We start from the raw sequence: 25,749 nt of genomic DNA on the forward strand, positions 1-25,749 counted from the left end.
AATTGAACCCACATCCGTTCGTTTCGAGCGAAGTCGAGAAACGAGGCAGAGCCGAGTTCAGCGAAGCTAAACGCTTCTCGACACGCTCGAAGCGAACGGCAGATGAGTTACATCTCGCTGGAATAAATATCCGCATTTTCACTCTCGCCACCCGGCTGGCCGTCCGCGCCCAGCGAACTGATGTCGAACGCGCCCTTGCGCCCCGGCACGGTGTAGACATAGGCGCGGCCCCACGGATCTTCAGGCAGCTTCTTGATATAACCACCGCGACGATAACGCTGCGGCTGGGCCAGCGACGCGGGCGGATTGAGCAGCGCCTGCAACCCGTCGGACCCGGCCGGATAGGTCAGATTGTCGAGCCGATATTGCTCCAGCGCCTGTTCGATGGTCGAGATATCGGCCTTGGCCTTCTCGACCCGCGCGGTGTCGGTAGCGGGAATGACGTTGATCGCCACGATCGTCGCCAGCAGGCCGATGATGACGATCACCACCATCAGTTCGACCAGGGTGAAGCCGTGTTCGGCGGAACGCCTCACCCCACACCCGTCATCCCCGCGAAGTCGAAACGAGTCACGTGCCTCGTTTCGAGGATCCATCTCCGGCGGTTGGACTGGGGATAGGGTGGGAGATGGATTCCCGCCTTCGCGGGAATGACGAAAGAAGCAATTGGGCATAAACACTCCTAAGCCCCGGTCAGGCTTTGCAACTGCAAAATCGGCAGCAGGATGGACAGGATGATGACGGCGACGATGCCGCCCATCAATATGATGATGATCGGCTCCAGCATGGCGAGCGCGGTCGAGGTGAACGAGTCGAACTCCCGCTCCAGATAGTCGGCCGCGCGCTCCAACATTGTGTCCAGCCGCCCGGCGCTCTCGCCGCTCGCCGCGAGATAGACCAGCAGCGGCGGAAACACCCCGGCGCGGCGCAGAGCGGCGGACAGGCTGCCCCCGCCCCGGATCGCCTCGACAATCTCGTCAGACGCCCGGCGCAGCACCCGATTATGCACGGTGTTGGCCGTCAGCGTCAGCCCCTCCATCAACGGCAGGCGGCTCGCCACCATGGTCGACAGCGTGCGCGCCATCCGCGCGGCGTGCAGATCGCGGATCAGCTTGCCCAATACCGGCAGCCCCAGCAAAGTCGCGTCGAACCGATAGCGGAACCGCTCATTCTTGAGCGCGCGCCAAAAGGCGACGCCACCCAGGATCATCGCGATCAGCAACAGCCACCAATAGGCCGCCAGGAACGCCGACAAGCCCATCACCATCCGCGTCAGCAGCGGCAATTCCTGCCCCACCGTGTCGAACTGCTCGACCACCTTGGGCACGACGAAGATCATCAGCGCCGCCACCACGAACACCGCAAAGGTCGCCAGCACCGACGGATAAGCGATCGCGGTCAGCACCTTGGACCGCATCAGCGCTTGCCGTTCCATCAGGTCGGACAATCGCTCCATGATCGTGGGCAGGCTGCCGGAGCTTTCGCCTGCAGAGATCATCGCGCGATAGAGCGGCGGGAAACTTTTCGGCTCCGCGCCCAGCGCATCGGCCAGCCGACGCCCCTCCATTACGCCCGAATGGACTTTGCCCACGACCGCGCGGACATGATCCTGCTCGCTCTGTCGCCCGATCGTGCGCAGCGATTCCTCCAGCGGACTGACCTGCGTCAGCGTCGCTAGTTGCCGCGTGAACAAAGTCAGTTCCTTGGCGCTCAGGCGCGGGCTGCGCAGCGACAGGTTCGCGCGGCTGCGCGCGCTCTCGACCGCGCCCGGCTCCAGCGCGACGATGAACAGCTTGCGCGCGTCCAGCTTGGCGCGCGCCTCCTCGATGCTATCGGCCTTGATCGATCCCTTGCGGTCCTTGCCGACCGGGTCGATCGCGACATAGTCATACTCAGCCATCGACGATCGTTTCCGCCTCAACGGAGTCGCGCCGCGACACGCGGATCGCTTCTTCCGCCGTGGTCTGCCCGTCACGCACCAAAGCGCGCGCGGCCGATCCCAGGTTGGGCGCATTGAGGAAGGCATGGCGCGCGATCAGCGATTCGTCGCCACCATCATTGATCAGGCGGCGGATCGTATCATCGACGCGGATCGCCTCGAACACGCCGATCCGGCCCTTGTAACCCGTGCCGTTACATTCATCGCAGCCGCGCGCGCGGTAGATGATCGTGCCGGGGTCGAAACCCAGCAGCGCACTGGCCGACTTGTCCGCCTGCACCGGCTCGCGACAACTCTGGCACAAACGCCGCACCAGCCGCTGCGCGATCACCGCGCGCAGCGTGGATGCCAGCAGGAACGGTTCGACCCGCATGTCGCGCATCCGCGTGATCGCGCCGACCGCGTCATTGGTATGGACGGTGGACAGCACCAGATGCCCGGTCAGCGAGGCCTGCACCGCAATCTCCGCCGTCTCGCGATCGCGGATTTCGCCGACCATCACCACGTCGGGATCCTGCCGCAAGATTGCGCGCAATCCGGCCGCAAAGGTCAAGCCGACCTTGGCATTCACCTGGGTCTGGCCGACGCCCTCCATCGCATATTCGACCGGATCTTCGACCGTCAGGATATTGCGGGTGCCATCATTGAGCTGCCGCAAACCGGCATAGAGCGTCGTCGTCTTGCCCGATCCGGTCGGTCCGGTGACCAGGATGATGCCATTGGGCTCGCTCAGCCCCTCGCGGAAAATCCGGTCCGGCGTGCCGTTCATCCCCAACAGGTCGAGCGTTATCCCCGCATTTTCCTTGTCGAGAATACGCAGCACCACCCGCTCGCCCGCCCGGCTCGGCAGGGTCGATACACGTACGTCAAGCAGCTTGCCACCCAGCGTCAGGCCGATCCGCCCGTCCTGCGGCACGCGCCGCTCGGCAATGTCCAGCCGCGCCATCACCTTGATGCGGCTGACCACCACCGGCGCGACATGCGGCGGCATGCGCAGCGTCTCGCGCAACACGCCATCGACGCGCATGCGAACGATAAGCCCCGTCTCATAGGGTTCGATATGAATATCCGACACGCCCTGCCGTGCGGCTTCGGCAATGATGCCGTTGATCAGGCGGATTGCGGGCGCATCGTCCGCGCTATCCAGCAGATCGTCGGCCGTCGGAATATCGGCGGCCAATATATCCAGTTCATCCGCGCCGACATCCAGCGAACCCGCCATCGCGGCTGCGCTGCCCTCCATCGCATAATGGTTGGACAGATGCCGGTCGAACTCGGCGGGCGTCGTGAAAACGACATCGAAACTGCGCGCCAGATGACGCCGCACCTCCAGCAGCACGCGCGGATCGCTCCCCTCACGCACGCCGATCGTCAACCGCTCGCCCTCGATCGGCAGCATGACGACGCCATTCTTGCGCGCGAAGGTGTAGGGGATGTCGATGGGCCGCGGCGGCGCGGGGGGAAACGTCCCGATGCCGGAAGCAGCGTCCGCTGGCATGGCTGAACCCGTGTCGCTCACTGCTGACCTCCGCTTGGGGGCAGATCCACCGGCCGCACCACGCCGCTCGACTGCCGCACGATCGGCTCGATCACTTCCGGCTGCGCAGGGGCCACCACGGCATCGGTCGGCTGCGGCGGCAACGGCGGTGTCGCGCCCATATAGTCGCGGACCAGCTCATCGATGGTCGGCTCCATGTCCGGGTTACGCTGCAGCTGCATCCCCCGGACATAGCCATAGCGCTGCTGCGTCAGCTTCTGCGCATCCTCCTTCGACCGCAATATGGTCGGGCGGATGAACACCATCAGGTTCGTCTTGGTCCGGCTGCGGCTGCGCGACTTGAACAATTCGCCCAGACCCGGAATGTCCGACAGCAGCGGAATCCGCTCGATCGTCTTGCGTTCATTATCGTCGAGCAAGCCGCCCAGCGCCAATATCTCGCCATCATCGACCGTGACCGTGGTCTCGATCTCACGCTTGTTGATGATGAGGTCGCTGCTCGAATTGCTCACCGGCCCGGCGACGCTCGACACTTCCTGCCGCAGGAACAGTTTGATCGCGCCGCCCGTATTGATCTGCGGCTTCACTTCCAGCTTGATGCCGACATCCTGCCGCTGGACGGTGCGGAACTGGTTATCGAAATTCTGGCTCAGCGCCTCGCCGGTCGTCACCGGCACCTGCTGCCCGACCAAAATCGACGCCTTCTGATTATCGAGCGTCATCACCGATGGCGTGGACAGCAGGTTGCTCTCCGTATCGGACTTCACCGCATTGATGATCGCGCCGAAAATGCCATTCTTGCCGATGCTCCCACCAAGGCCCGCGATCGCCCCGGTCGCACTGGTCAGGCTGTTGATCGCCGCCTGCTGCAAGGTGCTGGCCAGGTCGCCGCTATTCTGCACCTCGGTCGTGGTCCGCGTGCCGTCGGGCGCGACCACAGTCGTTGTCGTCGTACCCAGCTGGGTCGCGCCATAGGCTCCCGCCAGTGTCAGCAAATTGGGCGATGCGTTGGAATAGTTGGAGGCAGCAAAGCCGGTCGAAGTGCTGCCGAGCAGGAATTGTACGCCGAGCTTCTTGGCCGCCGCATCGCTGATCTCGACGATGATCGCCTCCACCAGCACCTGTTCGCGGCGCGTGTCGATCTGGCGGATCGTCTCGCCCAGCATTCGCTGCACATCGCTATTGGCCGCAACGATAATCGCGTTCGCGCCTTCGTAACGGGTGACGATCGCCGGACCACGGGTCGAAATGCCACTCCCACTGGAGGAACCCGAAGACGCAGCCGCAACCGGGGCCGCAGCCTGCGCAGCGGGCGCGGCGCTGCCGCCCGCCGCTGGCGTGGAGGCGGTTACCGGCTGATTGGTCGACTGCCCCACCAACTGTTGCAACACCGGCAACAGCTTTTCGGCATCGGCATGTTCCAGCCAATAGACGCGGATTTCGGTGCCGCTCGCGGCCTGCTGGTCGAGCTGACGCGCCATGGCAGAGAGGCGGGCGACGGTATTGGCATCGCCCCGGATGGCAATCGCGTTGCTGCTATCGATCGGCACCACGGTAGCGGCCGAAGCCACCGCATTCTCCCCGCCACCGCTGCTCGCGACCAACGCCTGCAGTGACGTCGCAATCTCGCGCGCACCGGCATTTTTCAGCATCACCATCTGCGTTGCCGACGTGTCGCGATCGACCCGCGCGATCACCTGGCGGATGCGGGCGATATTATCGGCATAGTCCGCGACCACCACACTGTTGCCCGCACGATTGGCCGTGACCGACCCCTCCTTGCTGACGAGCGGGCGCAGCGTTTCCAACGCGCTCGCCGCATCGATCGAGCGCAGGCGGAACACCTCGGTCACGAAGCTGTTGCGGCTGGCACCCCGGCCGACGCTACTCGGTTGGCCCGACGCGCCATCGGCGGGCTGGATGCGATAGGCACCGCCCGGTGCGGGCACCGCAACCAGCCCATTGGCGCGCAGCGTGGACAGCACGATCTCGAAATATTCGGAACGCGACAGCGGCCGGTCGGTCACGACCGACACCTTCCCCTGCACCCGATTGTCGATGATGAAGGTGCGCCCCGTCACCCGCGCCGCGTCCTGAATGAAGGCGCGGATGTCGGCATCGCGGACGTTGAGCGTCTGCTGCGCCATCAGCGGCGCGGCGATCGGCGTCGCCAGCGCGAGGGCAAGGGCGGCGGTATGGAGGAGTTTGCGGGTCATTGGCCTTGCACGATCAAATTGACGGAGGCGACGGCAGCGCCGCGCTCCACGGTCAGGGACAGGCGCGCACCGGGCGCGATCTGGTTCTGGATGGATTGCAGGTCGCCGATCGGCTGACCGTTGATCTGGGTGACGATGTCGCCGGGGCGGAAACCGGCGCTGGCAAAGCCCGGCCCCTTGGCACTCACCGCCAGGCCCGTAACCCGGCCATTCTGCATCCGGGGCGCAAAGCCGATGTCGCGCTTCAAGCTATCCGCCGTAGGCCCGGAGCCGATCGGCGCAATCGCCCCTTCGCCCGGAGACGGGGCGGCCGAAGGCGCGCCACCTTCGGGCGCGGCGGCAGGTGCCGGGGTCGATTGATCGATGAAAATCTGCTCTTCCGCCCCGCCCCGGTCGATCGTCACATGGTCGAACGCGACAGCCTTCAACACCACGCCGGGCATGATTTCGTCGCCCACGGCAAAGCTGTTCTGCACGCCATCCGGCGACGCGATGATGGCCGAGCCCAGCCCCGATCCTTCATTGACGCGCACGCCATAAAGGGTGAGCGCCAGCGACGTGACCACGCCATCGCCCGACGGCGTTGGCGCATCGCTGCGGAAGAAGGGGTCGAAGGACGCGAACAACGCCTGCCGCGCGCTGGGCGACAGGATTTGCGCCTGGCGGCCCTCCCATGGGCCGAAGCTGCCGACCGGCACCACGACCGCCCAGACGAGCCGCACCAATTGCAACGCGAGCAGCATCAACAGGCCGCGCTCCAACAGGCGCCAACCGTCAAACGGCGGCAAGCCCCGCGGTCTACGCTCGCTCCACCCGCGCACAGTCTGGCCGAACGGCACTCGCATGATCTGATGAAGCCCCCTTTGATATGGGAGCCTGCTAGGCATTTCTTCTTACGGCAAGATGACGTTTATATGACTGTAATATGACATGATGGCAGGCACGCACATCGCTTGCATTTTGGCGGCTGAACGATAGCAACGGCGGCGTCTTTACCGCATCCGACCGCCATTGCAGGACCGACCATGACGGACCAGACCATCACCGCCGCCGCCGACGGCGATCCCGCCTGGATCGGCGCGCACGCCCGCGTGCAGCGCGTGCCGAACAAGGAACTCACCCTGTTCATCCTGCGCGATTTTCTCTCTGCGCAGGATTGCGCCGCGTTGATCGAGCGAATCGACGCCCAGCGTCGCCCCTCCACCATCGCCGACGCCAATGGCGATGGCTATTTCCGCACCAGCGAAACCTGCGACCTCGATCACGGCGACCCGTTCGTCGCGGCCATCAACGCCCGGCTCGACGCCTTTGCCGGGATCGCGACCGCCTATGGCGAACCGATCCAGGGGCAGCGCTATGATGTCGGGCAGGAATTCAAGGCGCACACCGATTATTTCGACCCCAAGGGCGCGGACTATGCGACCTATTGCTCGGTCGCTGGCAATCGCACCTGGACCTTGATGGTCTATCTCAACGAACCGACCGCCGGCGGCGCGACCCGCTTCACTAAGATCGGCAAGACGGTCCAGCCCCAGACCGGCAAACTGCTCGCATGGAACAACCGTCTGGCACCCGGTCAGCCGAACCCCGCCAGCATCCATCACGGCATGAAGGTGCGCAGCGGCGTCAAGCAAGTCATCACCAAATGGTATCGCGAAAAGCCCTGGGGCTGAACGGATGCGAGGACCGCCATAAGCGTCCAGACGCAAAACGACCGGCTCGCACGAAACGAGCCGGTCGCTTGGCAAACCGCAGGGCCGCGTGCAGGCGGCCCCTTGGCTTATATCAGAATGCCACCGTCATCGACGCGGCAATCGTGGTGCCGATCTTGTAACGGTTATAATAGACGCGGTTACCGTCCTGTTCCTGGAACTCCTGGAACTTGCGGCCCAATATGTTGCGGGCTTCGAACTTGAACTCGCTGTTGATGCCGCCCGGCAGCTTGACGCCCTGCCGTGCCACGAAGTCGAGTTGTACGCCCGGCCGTTCCTTGATGTCCGGCTGCAGGTTGGGACCACGGCTGGTCACGCGGTCGCTGGCATAGGTCAGCAAGAGCGTCTGCTGCGACAGCTTGTCCGTGTCTTCCAGGCCGATCTGCAGGTTGACCAGATGGTCCGACTGACCCGTCAACGGCACGCCGTCGAGGAAGAAGTCGGACGCGGCTGGCGGATCACCCACGGTGTAGGTGTAGGGGATGGTCGTATCGCCATCCTGCACCTTCAGTTCCGACTGGGTGTAGGTGTAGTTGCCGATCAGCACGATGCGGCGACTCTGGAAGAAGGACGAATCCGACCAGCCGTCGAGCGGGATATATTTCTGCACTTCCAACTCGGCGCCATAGAGCGTCGCTTCGGGCGCATTGGCAAAGCTGGTGGTGACATTATAGGTGTCGGTGATCGTGGTGTAGGTTTCGATCGGATTGTCGATCTTCTTGTAGAAAGCCGCAACCGTAATCCGCTCGTCACGTCCCATATACCATTCCGCCCGAACGTCGGCGTTCCACAACTCGCTGTCCTGCAAGAAGGGGTTGCCGCGGAAGAAACGGTTGGATTCGGTGTCGAGATAAGGCTGGGCAATCAATTCGCGGAATTGCGGCCGGGCAATCGTCTTGGACGCACTGGCGCGCAACTGCAGACCCCTGGCCGCTTCAACCGTAACCGTCACGGCTGGCAGCCAATAATCGTTGCGGATCTCGTTGAACGGCGTCAGGCCCGTGCTGTAGACGTCCACGCCGGTTACCGACATATCGCCCTTTTCGTAGCGAACACCGGCGTTGATCGACAGGCCGGGGAACAGTTCCGCCTGCACCTGGCCATAGCCGGCATGGGTCCGCAGCGCTGCGTCATAAACGGGGTAGTTGCCCGAAAATTCCAGCAAGCCGATATCATAGAGCTGGATCGACGCATCCGACAGCAGGAAGTCGGGACGCAATTGCTGCACGGGGATCGGCAGGTTCACCGCATCGAAGTGCAGTTCGTAACGCGACGACCGACGCTTGGTATCGTTGAAGGCATAGCCTGCCGTCAGCGAGAAGCCCGGTGCGATCTTGTAGCTCAAATCGACGCCCGCGAACCACAGATCTTCGTTGAGGTCGCTGAACGTGACCGACGCATCGCCGCGTTGACGGTTGAGCGCATTGACGAAACGGTCACCGACCGGATCGATGGCCAGATCGCGGTTGGTGCGAACATAGACGAACTCGCGCTCATAGGGCGCTTCCCGCTGCGAATTGGCAAAGCCGCCGCGCATGTCGAGGCTGAGCGCATCGGACAGCTTGAACTCACCGACCAACTGCGTGTCGATCAACTGCCGCTCATACCAGGCGGTATTCTGCTGCAGGAAGTCGGCTTCCTGGATGGTGCCATCATTCTGACCGATCGCCAGCGCGCTGCGCTTCAACGTGTCGCGAATATAGAGGTTGGTCCAGCGCAGCTTCTGGTCGCCCAGTTCCAGTCCGAAGCCGACGAGGCCGTTGACCGTGATTTCATTGTCAGTGCTGACCTGATTATAGCTGCGGCCCGCACCGGCCGCGACGTCCAGCGACGCCTGCTGCAGGTTTTCGCGGGTGCGCCACTTGTTGCTGTACGACGCGGTCGCGATCACACCCAACCGTCCGTCGCTGCCGACATCGACTGCGGTGCCGCCGTTGATCGAGCCCGAAAAGTTGAAGGGCGCGCTGTTGGTCCGCTGAACGACCGACGTGGCGGAGTTCAGGAACTGCATCGAAATGGCCTGCTGTTCGGCCCGGCTGAGATTCGGGAATGGCACGCCGCTATTGATTGCCTGCTGAAGCAGCGGCGGTACATCGCGCGAGCTGTCGTCGAAACCGGTCCAGTCGGACTTGGCCCCATAATGGGTATAGCCCATCTGGCCCGACGTTTCGGTATTGGCCGAGCTGCCGACGCCGATTTCCAGATAGCTTTCGCTCGGAATGGCCTTGGTCGTCAGGTTGATGACGCCGCCGCCGAATTCGCCGGGGAAGTTGACCGAATAGGTCTTCTGCACCAGCGTCGAAGCGATCACGCTGGTCGGGAAAATGTCGAGCGGAACGACGCGCTTCAAGGGTTCGGGGCTTGGCAGCGGCGAGCCGTTGAGCAGGGCGAGCGAATAGCGATCGCCAAGACCACGGACATAGACATAGCCGCCCGACACGACCGACAGGCCCGTCACGCGCTGGAGCGAACCGGCGATATCGCCTTCGCCCGTGCGGCGGATGTCGGCGGCGGACAGTACGTTCACCACCTGCGGCGCGGCCTGCGACACATTGCTGGTACGACGGCCGGTGACGACGATGTCGGCACCAGGGATCGACACATCGACCCCGTCCTGCTGCGCGTCTTCTTGGGCAGCGGCGGGCGACACGGCACCACCGGCGTCGATTTGCGCCATGGCCGCAGGCGCGACCAGAGCGGATGAAATCAGGAGCAGGCGCGCCAGGCTGAGCGGCTTCGACATGCTAAATGTCCCCCTTTGGGATATGCAGTGCAAAAGAAGGCGGGGAAGCGCAAATGCACGCTCCCCCGCCCCTGTTGAGGTCGTGGGTCCGATCAGGTCGTCGGAATGGCGGTGCAGTTACCGCTGGTGCTGCCGAAGCTGGCGGTCACCGAGTTGCAGGTCCAACCGGCATACCAGGTGTCGCTGCTGTCCTTGACCGCACCGATATAGTTGGTGGTGTCGAACGCTGCGTCGAGCGTCTTGGGGTCGATCGCGGTGCGGGCCGTTTCGGTCGCACCGTTGATGAACAGGCTGGTCAGCGACGGCGTGTAGCTGATCGTGCTGTTTGCACCGGCTTCGAAGATCGACTGGACGGCGGCGGCATCGACGCCACGGCTGCCCTTGAACGGCGTGCTGTTGCACTGCATCACAACCGAGATGTAGCGCGGCTTGCCCGCGTCCTGCAGCGCCGTGTCGGCGTCGCGGGTCGTGGTCGTGCTGTCGATACGCAGGCAGCTGTTGGTCGGCGCAACGATGATGCCGTTGGCCAGCGTCAGGTCCGCACCGCCGCGCAGCAGCATGGCCGCACCGTTGCTGCCCGTGGTCGAACGGTGGATGTAGGTGAAGTTCGCCATCTTCAGATACTGACGCGGCAGCGCATCTTCGCCATTATTCGCGGCCGAACCACCGTTGGAGTCGGTTTCGAGGAAGCCGTCACCAATGTCGTTGCCAGCGCGCTGGGCGCTGATGACATATTGCACGGTGCCGCGATAGCCGACGTCGGAGTCGAAGTTATCGTCTTCGTTGCCGGTCAACACCAGATGCTTGAAGTGGACGTTGCCGCCGAAGGCTTCGATGCCATCGTCCGAGCTGTTGTGAACCTGGATGTGGTCAAGCTGCGTGCCGCTGCCGACGCCCGAAGGGGTCAGACCCTGCAATTCGCTGCCACCGGCGAGCGCGAAGCCCGAATAGCGGATCTGCACATAGGACATGCGACCCGAATTGTCGGCATCGTTGGCGCCGCCATACAGAGCGCCGCTGCTGCCTTCTGTGTCACGTTCGCACGCGACCGTGCCGGCCGCTGCTGCAGGCGCGATGCAATCGGTGATCCGCGCACGGCCAAGCAGCACGACGCCGCCCCACTGCTGTGACGTCTGATCGTCGGCGTTGCCCAGGACGTTCGATTCGCTGGTGAAGATGATCGGCTGCGATGGCGTGCCAACAGCATTGATCTTGTTGCCGCGGTTGACGGCCAGATAGGCCGCACCCGTGGTCGCAAACACGACAACGCCGGGCTCGATGTTCAGCGTGACTTCGGTGTTGGTGCTGGCGGCACCCTGGTCGGTGCCGACATCGACACGGCCGGGGAGCGAGTAAAGAACACCGGCAACCTTCGGCAAGGTGGTGCTTTCCGTAAAGCGGGTCGGGAAACCACAGTTCAGCCAGGTGTTGCCGTTCTTGTCCGAAATGGTGCCGCGCGCGGTCAGGTCAGCCGAACCGGAGATGTTGGGGCATTCCGCCGCCGGGGTCACGCCGGTCGGCGTGGGGGTCGGCGTTGGCGTGGGGGTTGGCGTCGGCGTTGGCGTTGGCGCGGGAATGACGATAGTGCCTTCGCCGGGCGAGGAGATGTCGTCTGCGCCGCAAGCGCTCAGACCGACGCAAGCGCAGCTCGCCATCAGGATCGTTTGGATACGGTTAATCTTGGCCATGTCGTCTCCGCTCCGGCTGCTGCCGGGATATGTTCAGGATGCGGAGCGCAGGGGAAAATCGAATCGGATAACGCCCCCTGTCACCCTCAAGCAGGGCAATTAGGCGCGGGACGTGACAGGCTTGTTGGCATTCCATGACACTGGAGCGTCATTTATATGACGATTATATGACTCACATGTCACTATGATGACAGTTGGCACAACGACAAGGGTCAGGGTGCCGCCCTTATGAGCGACACCCTGACCCTATATTATGCACATGAATGCAAAGGTTGAATAATCAGCGCATGGCGTAGCTGGTTTGCAACCGCCCCATCGCGCGGCGCGCAATGTCGCGCGAAGACGCTTCTTCGCCATTGGCCAGCACCAGCACGGATTCGGGCGCAAAGCGGGCGCTCTTATAGGCATCATGCGCGTCGGCGACGCGACCCATGCCGAGATAAGCGTGACCAAGGTTGATCAGTCGAGCCGGATCGCTCGCCGCATCGGGGCGAACCGCGTTCAGCCGGCGCGCAGCCTTATCGAAATCGCCGCGCATCAGCGATCCTGCGGCCAGGCGGCCATCGGGCACGCCCACGACGACGACCTCGTCCGGTGCGGCCTGAGCCATGCCCGGCGCGACACAAGCCAGCGCAAAACCCATCATTACCGCTACCGTCTTCATCCCAATTCTCCTGAAAAAAACTTCTTACTATAGCCAGGAGTATTTCATTTAGATGACATGGACGCAAGAGTGCGCATTTTCGATGAAACAAATTTGTTTCACGTAAAAACAGCAGCTTATGAATATTTCATCCCACTGTCATAAAAGCGTAATCGAAAGGACAGGTTCATGTCCATCGATTCGCGACGTGAGTCGCGGGTAAGGCTCCGGCGAAGATCGCACGCGAAGCCAAGAACAACGATGTCAGGGAATAAGGTCCGGGAGGTTCTGTTGCCCGGCCCTCCCGGAGGCCGCTGAATTCCCTTCTGTTGCCCGGTGGGTTCAACCGCGCTATTTTAGGGTAACGTCAGGCCGTGAGGCCCTCAGTTACGCTGCAATGGCGAGTGCTTCGTTATCGTTGGCACTTGTGAGTTTTGCACAGTTTAACGGCTTACACGGGCCGGGTAAAAACATCGCCTTTGAACACACGTCGATCCTAGTTCGGCCCCGTCAGACATCCCGCCGGGCATGAAGCCCATCGGGATATGTGGTGGAACCGCCGGGTACTGCCCCCGGGTCCGCTGCGTCTATTATACGACACAATTTATCACCATAGCCGGGCGAACCCGGCACGCTCTATATGCGCGTGCCCGCACGGCTTTTCAAGATGTTCCGTCAGCGTTGCGCGCCGACGGACTCCATCAGCCCGCCGACCGCGGCTGCCGCGCCAGGAACAGGGACGACCGCACCACCGGCGTATCGATCAGCTTGCCCTTCATCAGCGTCCGCAACCGCTCGGCCCCGTCAGGGTTCAGCATCACGACCCGCGTGCCCCCGGCCGGCAGCGCCTCGATGGTCGAAATCGCGAGAGTGTGGCGTTCGCACATGGCTTTGACGTCGGCCAGTTCCGCCTTGATATTGATGGCGCGGCTCATATGCACTGGTCCTTCGAACCAGTGCGACAGCCTATATAATGGTTGAGATCGCCCAAGAGGGTCGCTCCTTGCTGGCAAGCGGGAGCGCGATCGTCTCTCGGTCACGCGAATGCTTGCAGGCAGGGTTCGCGTCGATGGCTGCCCATAGCAGGCGCAACGCCCTTTTGTCCCGATGTTTCGGCTGCGATATTTCTTATCGAACCGGGGCATGCGACCGCTTCCCCTCGTCCGCAGACCGCCCTATAGCCTTGTCCCCATGATCCTCGTCATCGACAATTATGACAGCTTCACCTGGAACCTGGTCCATTATCTGATGGAACTGGGCGCGCGGGTCGAAGTCGTCCGCAACGACGCCATTTCGGCGGGCCAGGCCCTCTCCAGCGGCGCCAAGGCCTTCCTGCTCTCGCCCGGCCCCTGTACGCCCAACGAAGCGGGCGTCAGCCTCGACCTCGTCGCCGCTTGCGCCGATGCGGGCGCGCCTTTGCTTGGCGTGTGCCTTGGCCATCAGGCGATCGGCCAGCATTTCGGCGGCAAGGTCGTGCGTGGTGGTTTGATGCACGGCAAGACCTCCCCCGTCACCCATGACGGCACCGGGCTTTTTGCGGGCATCCCCTCGCCCTTCACCGCCACCCGCTACCACTCGCTGATTGTCGAGGATATTCCCGCCGAACTGGTGGTCAACGCGACCAGCGAAGATGGCTCGGTCATGGGCTTCCGCCACGCGACCCTGCCGATCCACTCGGTCCAGTTCCACCCTGAAAGCATCGCGACCGAACATGGTCACGACATGCTGGCCAATTTCATGCGGATCGCCGGCATGAAGGTGAAGACGCGCGAATCCGCCTGACGCCTGTCCTATCGGGATGGGCTTTGCTATGCTGCGCCAGTCACTTTCCTAATCTGTCGGCAATAGGAAATCATATTTCAAATTGTGCGGGAAAAGTGCGAAGTTAAGCCCTAACGGCCTCTCGACTTACCGGCCCTGTCACGACTAAGGCGAAGCGTCATGACCCGCCTGCCCGACCCCTCCTCGCCGCTCGACGCGCAGGCTGCCGCCATCGCCTTCGACCTGCTGTTCGATGCGGACCTGCCGGAAACGGAGATCGCGACCTTCCTCGTCACCATGGCCCGCCGCGGCGAAAGCGCGATCGAGATCGCCGCCGCCGCCCGCGCCATGCGCGCCCGCATGATCCCGGTGACGGCTCCCGCCGGAGCCATCGACGTCTGCGGCACCGGCGGCGATGGCCATCATACGCTCAACGTCTCGACCGCCGTGTCGCTGGTGGTCGCCGCCGCTGGCGTGCCGGTCGCCAAACATGGCAACCGCGCGGCCTCCTCCAAGGCCGGGGCAGCCGACACGCTCGAAGCGCTGGGCCTGAATCTCGACCATGCCGCCACCACCGCCGAAGCGACGCTCGCGGACTTGGGCATCGGCTTCCTTTTCGCGCAAAACTACCATCCCGCGCTCAAGCGCCTTGGCCCCATCCGCAAGGCGATCGGTGAACGCACCATCTTCAACCTGATGGGACCGCTGGCTAACCCGGCAGGGGTCCGCCGCCAGCTCGTCGGCATCGCCCGCCCGGCCTATGTGCCCATCTATGCGGAGGCGCTTGCCGAACTGGGCGTCGACCGGGCGATGATCGTGTCCGGCGACGAAGGACTGGACGAACTCTCGCTCGCGGGCGGCAACGACATGGCCGAAGTCACGGGTCATCGCCTGATCGCGATGCACCGCATCACCGCCGCAGAACTTGGCCTGTCCACCCACCCGGTCGAAGCCATACGCGGCGGCGATGCGGCCCATAACGCCGCCGCCCTGCGCGCGCTGCTCCAGGGCGAAACCGGCCCCTATCGCGACGCGGTGCTGCTCAACGCCGCCGCCGCCTTTGTCGTCGCGGACGCCGTTGCTGACCTTCGCGAAGGCGTCGAGGAAGCCGCCGAGACGATCGACCGTGGCCTCGCCAACGCCCTGCTCAATTGCTGGATTGCCTATACATGACCAACAAGCTGATCGAGATTTGCGATTTTAAGCGCGAAGATGTCGCCCGGCGCAAAGCCGCAACCAGCATCGCCGCGCTGCACGCCCGCGCCAGCGAACAGACGCCCCCGCGCGGCTTCCGCAAGGCACTCGACGATGCCGCCCGCTCCGGCTTCGGCCTGATTGCGGAGGTCAAGAAGGCCAGCCCGTCCAAGGGCATGATCCGTGAAGATTTCGATCCCCCCGCCCATGCCCAGGCCTATGCGGCGGGCGGTGCGGCCTGTCTGTCGGTGCTGACCGACGAACCCTATTTTCAGGGCCATGATGACTATCTGATGGCTGCCCGGTCTGCCTGCGCGCTGCCGGTGCTGCGCAAGGATTTCATCGTCGATCCCTGGCAAATCCTCGAAAGCCGGGCGCTCGGCGCCGACGCTATCCTCATCATCGTCGCTGCCCTGGACGACGGCCAGATGGCGGAGATCGAGGATACCGCGCTCGGCCTTGGGATGGACGCACTCATAGAAGTGCATGACGAAGCCGAACTCGACCGCGCGTTGAAGCTCCGCTCACGCCTGATCGGCGTCAATAATCGCGACCTGCGCGATTTCACCGTCGACTTCGCCCGCACCTATGAACTGGTGGGCAAAGCCCCCGAAGGCTGCACCTTCGTCGCCGAAAGCGGCCTCACTGGCCATGCCGACCTCACCGCCATGGCCGACCATGGCGTGCGTTGCTTCCTCGTCGGGGAAACATTGATGCGGCAGGCCGATGTCGAAGCCGCCACCCGCCATCTGCTGACCGGCGCATGAGCGATCTCACCCATCTCGACCCCGACGGCGCAGCCCGCATGGTCGATGTGTCGGCCAAGGCCATGACCGCGCGCGAAGCTGTCGCGGACGGACGGATCGACATGAGCGAGGAGGCCGCCGCCGCCATCCTCGCGGGCCTGGTCAAGAAGGGCGACGTTCTCGCCGTCGCACGGGTCGCGGGCATCATGGCCGCCAAGCGCACCGCCGATCTCATCCCGCTCTGCCACCCGATCGCACTCAGCGCCGTGACGATCGATTTCGACCTGGACGACACCGGCGTCCGCGTCACCGCCACCGCCCGCACCGCAGGCCAGACCGGCGTCGAGATGGAAGCGCTCACCGCCGCCTCCGTCGCCCTGCTCACCATCTACGATATGGCCAAGGCGATCGACAAGGCGATGGTCATCGACGGCGTCCGCTTGCTCAGCAAGACCGGCGGCAAGTCGGGCGACTGGCACAGGCCATGAGCCTGCTGCCGGTTGCGGAGGCGCAAGCCCGCTTGTTCGCGCTGGCCAACCGGCTGCCCGCAGAAGACGTGCCGGTTATGGCCTGCGCCGGACGCTGGCTCGCCCGCGATATCCTCGCGCAGCGCGCCCAGCCCTGGGCCGACCTCAGCGCCATGGACGGCTATGCCGTACGCGCCGCCGAAGCGCCCGGCCCCTGGCGCGTGACCACGACCAGCAGCGCAGGCGGCACACCCCCGCCCCCGCTCGCGCCGGGCGACGCCTGCCGCATCTTCACCGGTGCGCCCTTGCCCGAAGGGGCCGACGCCATCCTGATTCAGGAAAATGCGACCCGCCACGGCGACAGTTTCACCGCCACCGCCGACCCGCTTCCCTCCGGCCGCCACGTCCGCCCCGCCGCGTCGGACTTCGCGCTGGGCGCGCCCCTGCTCAAAGCAGGCTCGCGATTAGGCCCGACCCAGATCGCGCTGGCCGTGCTGGGCGGCCATGGCCACCTGCCCGTCGGACAGCGGCTCAAAGTCGCGCTGCTCTCGACCGGCGACGAATTGGTGCCGCCCGGCGCACCAACCCCGCCGGGCGCTCTCCCTTCGTCCAACGCCCCCATGCTCGCCGCGATGCTGGCCGCTTTGCCCTGCGACGTCATCGACCTCGGCATCGTGCCGGACGATCTCGACGCCATGGTCACAGCGCTCGATCGCGCGCGCCAGGCCGACATCATCGTCTCGACCGGCGGCGCATCGGTCGGCGATCATGACATGGTTCGCCCCGCCTTCGCGCAAGCGGGCGGTACGCTCGATTTCTGGAAGATCGCCATGCGCCCTGGCAAGCCGCTAATGGCCGGACGCCTCGGCGAGGCCCTGTTCCTGGGCCTGCCCGGCAACCCCGTCTCGGCCTTCGTGACCGGCACCCTCTTCCTGCTGCCCCTGGTCCGCCATATGGCAGGAGCAAGCGCTCCGCTCCCCCCCCTTCACGAAGCCCGCCTCGCTTCCCCCCTCCCCGCCACCGGCGACCGCGACGATTATCTCCGCGCCTTCCGCAGCGATGGCGGCATCGTCTCGGTCACCTCGCAAGACAGCGCCGCCACCGCCGCCATGGCGCTGGCCGACTGTCTGATCCGCCGCCCCGCCGCTTCCCCCCCGGCGGCCATCGGCGACACAGTGCAAATTCTGCCCCTGCCCTGATCCACCCGGCGCTTGACTAACCTTCATCTGTTTCCTATGCGTTCCTTATACGTTCCACGGAGGACCGCAGCCATGTTGACGCCCAAACAGCAGGAATTGCTGAGCTTCATTCAAACCCGATTGGAGGAAGGCGGCGTGTCGCCCTCTTTCGAGGAGATGAAGGATGCGCTGGAACTGCGCTCCAAGTCGGGCATTCACCGCCTGATCAATGCGCTCGAAGAACGCGGCTTCATCCGCCGCCTGCCCAATCGGGCCCGCGCACTCGAAGTCTTGAAACTGCCCGATGCCATGCACCGCATCCCGGCCCCGATCATCGCGCCTAAACCGCAGGTCTCGGCGCCACAGCTTATCGCAGCCAACGACGTTATCGAAATCCCGATGCACGGCCGGATCGCGGCCGGTGTTCCGATCGAGGCGATGGAAGGGCAGACGATGTTGTCCGTTCCCGCCGCGCTGCTCGGCGCGGGCGATCATTATGCGCTGGAAGTGTCCGGCGATTCGATGATGGAGGCCGGTATTCTCGACGGTGACTTCGCGCTGATCCAGCGGACCGAAGTCGCGCGCGAGGGCCAAATCGTCGTCGCCCTGATCGACGAGAATGAAGCCACGCTCAAATATTTCCGCCGCGAAGGGCAAAGGGTGCGGCTCGACCCGGCCAACAGCGCCTATGAGCCGCAAATCTACGACCCCCGCCAGGTTCAGATCCAGGGCAAACTGGCCGGCCTCCTCCGCCGCTATAATTGAGGTCGAGGCCGCGCATCGAACGAGCGCAGTTTAGACGGACCATAGCGGCGCGATCGCTTGGGGATCGGCGCGATCCAGGGGTGCGCGTCACCCGCCTGACGCACCGTGCGAATGGTGGCATGGTCCAGATCAATGGCCATGCCACCGGTTCGCGCCAATAGGCGACGGTCGATCTTGAGCCAGCGTGGGCGGCACCAGCGCGGCAGGCCACGATCGGCAATCACGATATCCGCCGCCGCGCAATCGCGGGCGAAGGTCGCGCGGTCCACCAGCATATCGCTGCGCGTCACGAGCAACTGCCAGGGCCGACCACCTGCTATCAACCCGACCGCGCACAAATCGCTCGAACAGCGCGCCTGCGGCAAGCGCGCGATCGGCTCCAGCGCACCATCATAGCCCGCGCTTTCCGACAAGACATCGCGCACATAGTCGCCCGCCCCCGCGCGCAATATCGCCATGCGACCATCAGGCGTGCGCACCGCGACATGGCGGCCATCGCCGGTCACCAATATGTCGGGTGGCGACAGCAATATTATGGTGATGACGCCTGCCCCCACTGGCCCTAATCCCAGCCAACGCCACCGGCTGCGCCACAGCAAACACCAGAGCAGCCCCGCCATCATCCCTGCAAAAACGAACGTAGGCACCGACGGCGTCAGCATCGTCGCCCACGGACTGGCCGACACCCCATGCGCGATCATCAGCAACAGCGTCAGCGCCTGCTGCGTCAACCACCAGAAAGGTGCGCCAAGCCCGACCAGATCGAACAGCAAAGCCAGCGCCTCAAGCGGCATCACGACAAAGGTGGTCAGCGGGATCGCGACAATATTGGCGAACGCCCCCAACATGCCCGCCTTGTGAAAATGAAACAGCGCGATCGGCATCAGCACCAGTTCGATGACAAAGCCCGTCGCCAATGTCACCAACAGCATGCGCCCAACCTTACGCCAGCGCGCCTCGTCCCGCGCGGCGGCAAAGGCGCGGAACCGCTTATGCTCGGCCAAGGCCACCAGCGCCGTGACAGCGGCAAAGCTCATCTGGAAGCTTGGCCCGACCAGCGCTTCGGGCCAGAAGAGCAGCACGATCAGCGCGCCCGTCGCCACCAGCCGCAGCGTGATCGCATCCCGCCCCATCGCAAGGCCGCCCAACACCAGCAGCGCCGCGATGCAGGACCGCACCGTCGGCACCTCCGCGCCCGTCAGCAGCGTATAGCCGACCCCCGCCAGCGCGCCCCCGGTGGCCGCGATCAGCATCAACGGCCAGTCCAGCGCCGCACGGCGGCTAAGCGCCATCACCCGCATCAACAAAAAGATCACCGCCCCGATCAGCGCCGTCACATGCAACCCACTGATCGACAATAGATGCGCCAACCCGCTGTTGCGCATCGCTTCGGCATCGACCTCGGCAATCGCCCCCTGATCGCCGGTCGCCAGTGCGATGGCGATACCCTTCGCCGGATCGTCTACCTGCCCGGCAATATGCGCGAACAACCGTGCTCGCAGCGGTGGCGCACCCGTCGCAGGCCGCACCATCTCGATCGGTTTCAACGCCTTGCCGGTCGCACCTATCCCCTGAAAATAAGCGCGCGCCGCGAAGTCATAGCCCCCCGGCACGCTGGGCGGCGCGGGCGGCATCAACCGCACACGAAAGCGAATCCGCGCGCCCTCGCCCAAACCATCGGGCACATCGCTCTCGGCGATATTGACCCGGATCACCTTCGGCAAGGTCGGTACCGCCACCGGCCGCAGCATCGCCCGCACCATCTGCTGCGCCGGAACCGCACGCACCGACAGGACATCGCCCGTCACCTGCACGAACGTCGCCCGCGCCAGCGGCGGTTCCCCCAGCAACAGCGCCTTCCCCCAGATGAGAACACACCCCATGCAGGCCAGCACCCCGCCCGCCACCATCATCCGCCGCAACCGCGCGCCTTCGGGCAGCAACACCCCCACACAGCCCAGCGCCAAAGCCCCGCAGCAAAAGGCCAGCCACGCCATCCGGTGCGGCAACGCGAACCAGGCCGCGATGCCCACTCCCAAGGCGATTGGCGCCCAAAGCGGCACCTGCTCCCGCTCTTTCTCCAGCCAGCGCTCCACCCCTGTAAACCCGGCGCGCAGGCGCGTGGCGACCTCGACCATAAGGGAGGTTTGTCGTGGCTCGAAAGCCATGCTAGGGGGCATCGCATCCATGGATCAGAAGGGCGAATGTCAGGCAATATGGCGGTGAACGCAACGGGAATGAACAAGCCGGTGGTGACCCGTTTCGCCCCCTCGCCAACAGGCTTCCTCCATATCGGCGGTGCCCGCACCGCCTTGTTCAACTGGCTGTTCGCCCGCCATCATGGCGGCAAGTTCCTGCTGCGGATCGAGGATACCGATCGCGCCCGCTCGACCGAGGAAGCGGTCGCCGCGATCTTCGACGGGCTGGACTGGCTCGGCCTGGGCGGCGATGAACCGCCCGTGTTCCAGTTCGAGCGGACACCGCGCCATGCCGAAGTCGCCAACGCCATGCTGGCGGGCGGCCATGCCTATAAATGCTATGCCACGCCGGAAGAACTGGCCGCGCTCCGTGAAGAACAGCGCGCCGCCAAGAAGCCGATGCGCTATGATGGCCGCTGGCGCGATCGCGCACCCGAAGAGGCGCCCGAAGGTGCCCCCTTCGTCATCCGCCTCAAGGCACCACGCGAAGGCGAGACAGTGATCGAGGATGCGGTCCAGGGGCGCGTCGTTGTGCAGAATGCCGAGCTGGACGACATGATCCTGCTGCGGTCGGACGGCACGCCCACTTACATGCTGGCCGTGGTTGTGGACGATCATGACATGGGCGTCACCCATGTCATTCGCGGCGACGATCATCTCAACAACGCCTTCCGCCAGTTGTGCATCCTTCGCGCGATGGAATGGGAAGAGCCGATCTACGCGCATATCCCGCTCATCCACGGATCGGACGGCGCGAAATTGTCCAAGCGCCATGGCGCGCTCGGCGTCGACGCCTATCGCGACGAGATGGGGATGCTGCCCGAAGCGGTGCTGAACTATCTGCTGCGGTTAGGCTGGGGCCATGGCGACGAGGAATTCATCCCTACCGCCCGCGCCATCGAACTGTTCGATATTGCGGGCGTCGGTCGCTCGCCCTCGCGTTTCGACATTAAGAAGCTGGAAAATCTCAACGGCCATTATCTGCGCGAAGCCGATGATGCCCGCCTGGCCGCGCTGGTGGCACCCCGTGTCGAAGCCCGGCTGGGCAAGGCGCTGCCGGACACCGGTCTAGCACTTTTGGGCGAGGCGATGGCTTCGCTCAAACCGCGCGCTAAAACGCTTAATGAAATTGCCGAGGGCGCTGAATTTCTGTTCAAAAATTGCCCGCTCGATTTTGACGAAAAGGCGTCGGCTCTGCTAGACGACTCGGCACGCGCGCTGCTGACAAAGACGGCCGACGCTCTCTCGACCACACCTAACTGGACGGTCGAAGCGATCGAAGACGCGATACGCCGCGTGGCAGAGGATGCCGGTCTGGCACTGGGCAAGGTTGCGCAGCCTTTGCGGGCTGCGCTCACCGGGCGCACCGTCTCGCCGGGGATTTTCGATGTCCTCTTCCTTTTGGGGAAAGAGGAAAGCTTGGAACGGCTGACCGCTGTGGGCACGCACGGTTAAGTTGATGGCACTCAAGGAGAACAATATGTCGGATAATAATGCCACTTTGACCGTCGGAGGAGCGACGAAAGACTATGCCGTCATGGACGGCTCGGTCGGCCCCCAGGTCATCGACGTTCGCAAGCTCTACGCCAACACCGGCATGTTCACCTATGATCCGGGCTTCACCTCGACGGCAAGCTGCGAATCCGGCCTGACTTATATCGATGGCGACGAAGGCGTGCTGCTGCACCGCGGCTATCCGATCGGCCAGCTGGCCGAAGAATCCAGCTTCATGGAGGTCTGCTACCTGCTGCTGAACGGCGAACTGCCGTCCAAGACTGAGCTGGACGACTTCATCACGACCATCACGCGCCATACCATGGTGCATGAACAGCTCACCACCTTCTATCGCGGCTTCCGTCGCGATGCGCACCCTATGGCGATCATGTGCGGCGTGGTCGGTGCCCTGTCGGCCTTCTATCATGACTCGACCGACATCAACGATCCGCTGCAGCGCAAGATCGCCAGCCACCGTCTGATCGCCAAGATGCCGACGATCGCGGCGATGGCCTATAAATATTCGGTGGGTCAGCCCTTCGTCTATCCGCGCAACGACCTGTCCTACACCGCCAACTTCCTGCGCATGACCTTCTCGGTTCCTGCGGAAGAATATATGCCCGATCCGGTGATCGTGGACGCCATGGACAAGATTTTCATCCTCCATGCCGACCATGAGCAGAATGCCTCGACCTCGACCGTGCGTCTGGCCGGGTCTTCGGGCGCCAACCCCTTCGCTTGCATCGCGGCCGGCATCGCCTGCCTGTGGGGTCCGGCGCATGGCGGCGCGAACGAAGCGGCGCTCAACATGCTCCGCGAAATCGGCACTGTCGACAAGATCCCGGAATATATCGCCCGCGCCAAGAACAAGGACGATCCGTTCCGCCTGATGGGCTTTGGCCATCGCGTCTACAAGAACTACGATCCCCGCGCGACGGTCATGCAGAAGACCGCCAAGGACGTGCTGGAGAAGCTGGGCGTCAACGATCCCGTCTTCGACGTCGCCAAGGAACTGGAGCAGATCGCGCTCAACGATCCCTATTTCATCGAAAAGAAGCTCTATCCCAATGTGGACTTCTATTCGGGCGTGATCCTGTCGGCTATCGGCTTCCCGACCGAGATGTTCACCGTCCTCTTCGCCCTCGCCCGCACCGTCGGCTGGGTGGCGCAGTGGAACGAAATGATCTCCGACCCAGCGCAGAAGATCGGCCGCCCGCGCCAGCTCTACACTGGCCCGACGCAGCGCGACTATGTGCCCGTCGACAAGCGCTGATCCGCGCTGAGGCTGAAACACGAAACGGCGCTCCGAAAGGGGCGCCGTTTTTCGTTGTGCGAGCAATATAGGGTATGATGACTTTAAGTCGCATCACTCCGTTCGCCCTGAGTAGGGGCTGAGCTTGTCGAAGACCCGTATCGAAGGGTCGGTTGCGCTTTATATCCTTCGATACGCCATTTGCCCTTCGGTCGTCTGCGACTCCGACTTCGCTCAATGCCTGTCCTTGCATATTGGGGTTGGCATTTATTTCAGCCTTGGTTGAATTGGTGCCGACCTGTCTGGGGTCATGACCCCGGACAGGTCGGAGCGGATAGGCTGTGCCTGTCCTTGGGCATAAAGCTCGCGATCCTCAGCAAAGCCGTCCGCTCCATCCATGATCGTCTCGAACGGTTGCCTGAGCCTTGAGCTCGTATGCAAGGTGGAGAAACATGATGTCGAACCAATATGTTGCCGTCGATGTATCTAAGGCGGCACTCGATATTGCCTTACCGGGGGCTAACGGGGTTTGGCGCCGTACCAATTCGGTGGCGGGGATCGCGGCTTTAAGAAGGCGGCTCGCGACCCTTGAACATCCCCATATCGTCTGCGAGGCAACGGGCCGCTATGGCCGGTTGCTCGCTCGCCAGATGGGAGCGGCGGGGATCGCCATGAGCATCGTCAATCCCAGGCAAGTGCGGGATTTTGCTAGAGCGAGCGGTCAACTCGCCAAAACCGATGCGCTTGACGCTGGCATCATCCTACGCTTCGCTGACGCCATGCAGCCCGCCAGAACACCGCCAACACCTGAAAATCAGGCTCGCCTTGCCGAGCAAGTGCGCAGAAGGCGGCAACTGGTCGGTATGCTGGTTACCGAAAAGCAGCGTCTGTCCGGCCTCGATGACGCCGAAACGCTGGCTTCGATCCGCGAGCACATTGCCTTCCTGCAAGGACAAATCGGCCAGTGCGATGCGCGCATAACGGCTGAAATCGAGGCTGATGCCACGCTCGCGCGCAAAGCTATGCTGCTGGAGTCTATTCCAGGCATCGGCGCCACGACAGCGGCAGTGCTGATCGCCGAACTCCCCGAACTTGGTATCGCTGACAAAAAGCAGATCGCAGCCCTTGCCGGCATCGCTCCCATGAACCGTGACAGCGGCCAGTGGCGCGGTCAGGCGCATATTACCGGCGGCCGACTCTCGGTCAGATGCGCGCTCTACATGGCAACATTACCCGCCATCCGCTTCAATCCAACCATCCGCGACTTCTACCAGCACCTCCGCGCGGGAGGCAAAGCGCCCAAAGTCGCCATCACCGCCGCCATGCGAAAACTCCTCATTATCGCAAACGCCATCGTCCAGCAGGATAAACCATGGGCCAATCTCGCTTGACACCCAATACGGTTGCTGAGCGCCTGCCTTGGCAGGCAGTCGAAGGGGCTACTCAGGACGAACGGTTCTGAGTAAAGTCATCACGCTCTAGAAAGCGTGCGCGCAGCATGAGCAAGACGCAGCTAAGCCGTACGCGCCAGAACATCATCGATTTCGGAAAATGGTGGAGCCTAGCGGGATCGAACCGCTGACCTCCTGCATGCCATGCAGGCGCTCTCCCAGCTGAGCTAAGGCCCCATTTGGGCGTGGCACTAATGGCCCGCCGCATGGATCGAGCCATGTCCGGCTGGCTCCATGAAGAACCAGGCCGCCGGTCGAATATAAGGATGGTGGAGCCTAGCGGGATCGAACCGCTGACCTCCTGCATGCCATGCAGGCGCTCTCCCAGCTGAGCTAAGGCCCCGTCACCATCATCAAACGCCCTTGGGTTGGCGCTTGCGAGGTCGCTGCCATTAAGTCGCAGCAACCTCGTTGGCAAGAACAAAAATCAGTTAATTGTCATCGCTATCGTCGTCGCCCGCGGCTTCGACACCCAGGTCGTCGTCACCGCCCAGATCGACGTCATTATCCGGCGAATCGCCGTCATCATCGACGTCCAGATCCAGATCCAGATCATCGTCGGCCGTTTCCAGCTTGCCGTCGGCGGTCTCGATGACCTTCTTGGGCGCTTCTTCATAAGGAAGCGGCTGCTTGGACTTGAGAACCGGCTCCGGTTCCCATGCCGCGTTGCAGTTGATGCAGACGACCGGATCGTCCTTGCCCAGATCATAGAAGCGGGTTGCGCATTTCGGGCAGGTCCGTTTCGTGCCCCATTCAGCCTTCACCATGTCCGGCCTGTTCCTTTTTAGATGCTCAAATAGACTT

General features: G+C 63.5%; 21 protein-coding genes, 2 tRNA genes and 1 other RNA gene. 10 read left to right on the forward strand and 14 right to left on the reverse strand.

All coding sequences use genetic code 11. The annotated features are described in order from the left end of the window. Positions 1-107 precede the first annotated feature (107 nt). From gspG to BSY17_RS19560, 5 genes are all read right to left on the reverse strand, one after another. Positions 108-596: a type II secretion system major pseudopilin GspG gene (gene gspG / locus BSY17_RS19540; protein ID WP_069066719.1), complete on the reverse strand. Its 489-nt coding sequence runs from the start codon at positions 594-596 to the stop codon at positions 108-110. 86 nt (positions 597-682) lie between these two features. Further along, on the reverse strand, positions 683-1,900 hold the full coding sequence (gspF, locus tag BSY17_RS19545) for a type II secretion system inner membrane protein GspF (RefSeq protein WP_069066720.1): 1,218 nt from the start codon (positions 1,898-1,900) through the stop codon (positions 683-685). Then, positions 1,893-3,437 (reverse strand): type II secretion system ATPase GspE, encoded by a 1,545-nt coding sequence (gene gspE, locus BSY17_RS19550; RefSeq protein WP_069066721.1) that lies wholly within the window; start codon positions 3,435-3,437, stop codon positions 1,893-1,895. Before gspE ends, gspF begins: the two co-directional genes overlap by 8 nt. Before the next feature lie 17 nt (positions 3,438-3,454). After that, positions 3,455-5,653: a type II secretion system secretin GspD gene (gspD, locus tag BSY17_RS19555; RefSeq protein ID WP_037477545.1), complete on the reverse strand. Its 2,199-nt coding sequence runs from the start codon at positions 5,651-5,653 to the stop codon at positions 3,455-3,457. After that, positions 5,650-6,498, reverse strand: coding sequence for a type II secretion system protein N (locus BSY17_RS19560; RefSeq protein WP_069066722.1), 849 nt, complete (start codon positions 6,496-6,498; stop codon positions 5,650-5,652). The genes gspD and BSY17_RS19560 overlap by 4 nt, the downstream gene beginning before the upstream one ends. Positions 6,499-6,678: 180 nt before the next feature. Here BSY17_RS19560 and BSY17_RS19565 point away from each other — a divergent pair, with 180 nt between their 5' ends. Next, the gene (locus tag BSY17_RS19565) at positions 6,679-7,326 is read left to right on the forward strand and encodes a prolyl hydroxylase family protein (protein WP_069066723.1); all 648 of its coding nucleotides are present in this window, start codon (positions 6,679-6,681) and stop codon (positions 7,324-7,326) included. Positions 7,327-7,438: 112 nt separating this feature from the next. Here BSY17_RS19565 and BSY17_RS19570 read toward each other — a convergent pair whose 3' ends face one another. The 5 genes from BSY17_RS19570 to BSY17_RS19590 all read right to left on the reverse strand — a co-directional run bounded on the left by BSY17_RS19570 (position 7,439) and on the right by BSY17_RS19590 (position 13,374). Continuing rightward, positions 7,439-10,108: a TonB-dependent receptor domain-containing protein gene (locus BSY17_RS19570; RefSeq protein ID WP_037477551.1), complete on the reverse strand. Its 2,670-nt coding sequence runs from the start codon at positions 10,106-10,108 to the stop codon at positions 7,439-7,441. 92 nt (positions 10,109-10,200) lie between these two features. Beyond that, positions 10,201-11,796: a hypothetical protein gene (locus tag BSY17_RS19575; RefSeq protein ID WP_069066724.1), complete on the reverse strand. Its 1,596-nt coding sequence runs from the start codon at positions 11,794-11,796 to the stop codon at positions 10,201-10,203. A gap of 280 nt (positions 11,797-12,076) precedes the next feature. After that, a complete protein-coding gene (locus tag BSY17_RS19580) occupies positions 12,077-12,460 on the reverse strand; it encodes a hypothetical protein (protein ID WP_069066725.1) in 384 nt (127 codons plus the stop codon). A gap of 294 nt (positions 12,461-12,754) precedes the next feature. Next, positions 12,755-13,109, reverse strand: a transfer-messenger RNA (tmRNA) gene (gene ssrA / locus BSY17_RS19585). A gap of 31 nt (positions 13,110-13,140) precedes the next feature. Continuing rightward, complete coding sequence (locus tag BSY17_RS19590) at positions 13,141-13,374, reverse strand: hypothetical protein (RefSeq protein ID WP_037477557.1); 234 nt, start codon at positions 13,372-13,374, stop codon at positions 13,141-13,143. A gap of 256 nt (positions 13,375-13,630) precedes the next feature. Here BSY17_RS19590 and BSY17_RS19595 point away from each other — a divergent pair, with 256 nt between their 5' ends. The 6 genes from BSY17_RS19595 (at position 13,631) to lexA (ending at position 18,550) form a co-directional block, all read left to right on the forward strand. Next, positions 13,631-14,221 (forward strand): anthranilate synthase component II, encoded by a 591-nt coding sequence (locus tag BSY17_RS19595; protein WP_069066726.1) that lies wholly within the window; start codon positions 13,631-13,633, stop codon positions 14,219-14,221. Positions 14,222-14,380: 159 nt separating this feature from the next. Then, positions 14,381-15,373: an anthranilate phosphoribosyltransferase gene (gene trpD / locus BSY17_RS19600; RefSeq protein ID WP_069066727.1), complete on the forward strand. Its 993-nt coding sequence runs from the start codon at positions 14,381-14,383 to the stop codon at positions 15,371-15,373. Then, the gene (gene trpC / locus BSY17_RS19605; protein ID WP_069066728.1) at positions 15,370-16,161 is read left to right on the forward strand and encodes an indole-3-glycerol phosphate synthase TrpC; all 792 of its coding nucleotides are present in this window, start codon (positions 15,370-15,372) and stop codon (positions 16,159-16,161) included. The genes trpD and trpC overlap by 4 nt, the downstream gene beginning before the upstream one ends. Further along, positions 16,158-16,628 carry a cyclic pyranopterin monophosphate synthase MoaC gene (moaC, locus tag BSY17_RS19610; protein ID WP_069066729.1) on the forward strand — a complete coding sequence of 157 codons (471 nt, stop codon included), beginning with the start codon at positions 16,158-16,160 and terminating at the stop codon, positions 16,626-16,628. The genes trpC and moaC overlap by 4 nt, the downstream gene beginning before the upstream one ends. Further along, entirely contained in the window at positions 16,625-17,806 is a 1,182-nt protein-coding gene (locus BSY17_RS19615) for a molybdopterin molybdotransferase MoeA (RefSeq protein WP_069066730.1), read from the forward strand. The genes moaC and BSY17_RS19615 overlap by 4 nt, the downstream gene beginning before the upstream one ends. Before the next feature lie 72 nt (positions 17,807-17,878). Further along, positions 17,879-18,550, forward strand: a complete 672-nt coding sequence (gene lexA, locus BSY17_RS19620) for a transcriptional repressor LexA (RefSeq protein WP_069066731.1) — start codon at positions 17,879-17,881, stop codon at positions 18,548-18,550. Here lexA and BSY17_RS19625 read toward each other — a convergent pair. Next, positions 18,541-20,688, reverse strand: coding sequence for a ComEC/Rec2 family competence protein (locus tag BSY17_RS19625; RefSeq protein ID WP_237236392.1), 2,148 nt, complete (start codon positions 20,686-20,688; stop codon positions 18,541-18,543). The two genes, lexA and BSY17_RS19625, sit on opposite strands and share 10 nt — an antisense overlap. Positions 20,689-20,754: 66 nt before the next feature. Here BSY17_RS19625 and gltX point away from each other — a divergent pair, with 66 nt between their 5' ends. The 3 genes from gltX to BSY17_RS19640 all read left to right on the forward strand — a co-directional run bounded on the left by gltX (position 20,755) and on the right by BSY17_RS19640 (position 24,885). Next, positions 20,755-22,203: a glutamate--tRNA ligase gene (gene gltX, locus BSY17_RS19630; protein ID WP_237236395.1), complete on the forward strand. Its 1,449-nt coding sequence runs from the start codon at positions 20,755-20,757 to the stop codon at positions 22,201-22,203. 25 nt (positions 22,204-22,228) lie between these two features. Continuing rightward, positions 22,229-23,515: a citrate synthase gene (locus BSY17_RS19635; protein WP_069067097.1), complete on the forward strand. Its 1,287-nt coding sequence runs from the start codon at positions 22,229-22,231 to the stop codon at positions 23,513-23,515. A 431-nt stretch (positions 23,516-23,946) separates the two neighbouring features. Continuing rightward, on the forward strand, positions 23,947-24,885 hold the full coding sequence (locus BSY17_RS19640; protein ID WP_069065368.1) for an IS110 family transposase: 939 nt from the start codon (positions 23,947-23,949) through the stop codon (positions 24,883-24,885). A gap of 161 nt (positions 24,886-25,046) precedes the next feature. Here the strand turns inward: BSY17_RS19640 and BSY17_RS19645 are convergent. The 3 genes from BSY17_RS19645 to BSY17_RS19655 all read right to left on the reverse strand — a co-directional run bounded on the left by BSY17_RS19645 (position 25,047) and on the right by BSY17_RS19655 (position 25,712). Next, positions 25,047-25,122 (reverse strand) — tRNA-Ala (locus tag BSY17_RS19645). 90 nt (positions 25,123-25,212) lie between these two features. After that, a tRNA-Ala gene (locus BSY17_RS19650) sits at positions 25,213-25,288 on the reverse strand. Positions 25,289-25,376: 88 nt separating this feature from the next. Beyond that, positions 25,377-25,712 carry an FYDLN acid domain-containing protein gene (locus BSY17_RS19655; protein WP_037480080.1) on the reverse strand — a complete coding sequence of 112 codons (336 nt, stop codon included), beginning with the start codon at positions 25,710-25,712 and terminating at the stop codon, positions 25,377-25,379. Between the last annotated feature and the right edge of the window lie 37 nt (positions 25,713-25,749).

The sequence above is a fragment of the Sphingobium sp. RAC03 genome (genome assembly GCF_001713415.1).
In the GTDB taxonomy this organism is placed as follows: domain Bacteria; phylum Pseudomonadota; class Alphaproteobacteria; order Sphingomonadales; family Sphingomonadaceae; genus Sphingobium.

Coding starts and splice junctions, on each gene's coding strand:
- gspG (WP_069066719.1), bottom strand. CDS start 596: ATGGATCCTCGAAACGAGGCACGTGACTCGTTTCGACTTCGCGGGGAT.
- gspF (WP_069066720.1), bottom strand. CDS start 1,900: ATGGCTGAGTATGACTATGTCGCGATCGACCCGGTCGGCAAGGACCGC.
- gspE (WP_069066721.1), bottom strand. CDS start 3,437: ATGCCAGCGGACGCTGCTTCCGGCATCGGGACGTTTCCCCCCGCGCCG.
- gspD (WP_037477545.1), bottom strand. CDS start 5,653: ATGACCCGCAAACTCCTCCATACCGCCGCCCTTGCCCTCGCGCTGGCG.
- BSY17_RS19560 (WP_069066722.1), bottom strand. CDS start 6,498: ATGCGAGTGCCGTTCGGCCAGACTGTGCGCGGGTGGAGCGAGCGTAGA.
- BSY17_RS19565 (WP_069066723.1), top strand. CDS start 6,679: ATGACGGACCAGACCATCACCGCCGCCGCCGACGGCGATCCCGCCTGG.
- BSY17_RS19570 (WP_037477551.1), bottom strand. CDS start 10,108: ATGTCGAAGCCGCTCAGCCTGGCGCGCCTGCTCCTGATTTCATCCGCT.
- BSY17_RS19575 (WP_069066724.1), bottom strand. CDS start 11,796: ATGGCCAAGATTAACCGTATCCAAACGATCCTGATGGCGAGCTGCGCT.
- BSY17_RS19580 (WP_069066725.1), bottom strand. CDS start 12,460: ATGAAGACGGTAGCGGTAATGATGGGTTTTGCGCTGGCTTGTGTCGCG.
- BSY17_RS19590 (WP_037477557.1), bottom strand. CDS start 13,374: ATGAGCCGCGCCATCAATATCAAGGCGGAACTGGCCGACGTCAAAGCC.
- BSY17_RS19595 (WP_069066726.1), top strand. CDS start 13,631: ATGATCCTCGTCATCGACAATTATGACAGCTTCACCTGGAACCTGGTC.
- trpD (WP_069066727.1), top strand. CDS start 14,381: ATGACCCGCCTGCCCGACCCCTCCTCGCCGCTCGACGCGCAGGCTGCC.
- trpC (WP_069066728.1), top strand. CDS start 15,370: ATGACCAACAAGCTGATCGAGATTTGCGATTTTAAGCGCGAAGATGTC.
- moaC (WP_069066729.1), top strand. CDS start 16,158: ATGAGCGATCTCACCCATCTCGACCCCGACGGCGCAGCCCGCATGGTC.
- BSY17_RS19615 (WP_069066730.1), top strand. CDS start 16,625: ATGAGCCTGCTGCCGGTTGCGGAGGCGCAAGCCCGCTTGTTCGCGCTG.
- lexA (WP_069066731.1), top strand. CDS start 17,879: ATGTTGACGCCCAAACAGCAGGAATTGCTGAGCTTCATTCAAACCCGA.
- BSY17_RS19625 (WP_237236392.1), bottom strand. CDS start 20,688: ATGGTCGAGGTCGCCACGCGCCTGCGCGCCGGGTTTACAGGGGTGGAG.
- gltX (WP_237236395.1), top strand. CDS start 20,755: ATGTCAGGCAATATGGCGGTGAACGCAACGGGAATGAACAAGCCGGTG.
- BSY17_RS19635 (WP_069067097.1), top strand. CDS start 22,229: ATGTCGGATAATAATGCCACTTTGACCGTCGGAGGAGCGACGAAAGAC.
- BSY17_RS19640 (WP_069065368.1), top strand. CDS start 23,947: ATGATGTCGAACCAATATGTTGCCGTCGATGTATCTAAGGCGGCACTC.
- BSY17_RS19655 (WP_037480080.1), bottom strand. CDS start 25,712: ATGGTGAAGGCTGAATGGGGCACGAAACGGACCTGCCCGAAATGCGCA.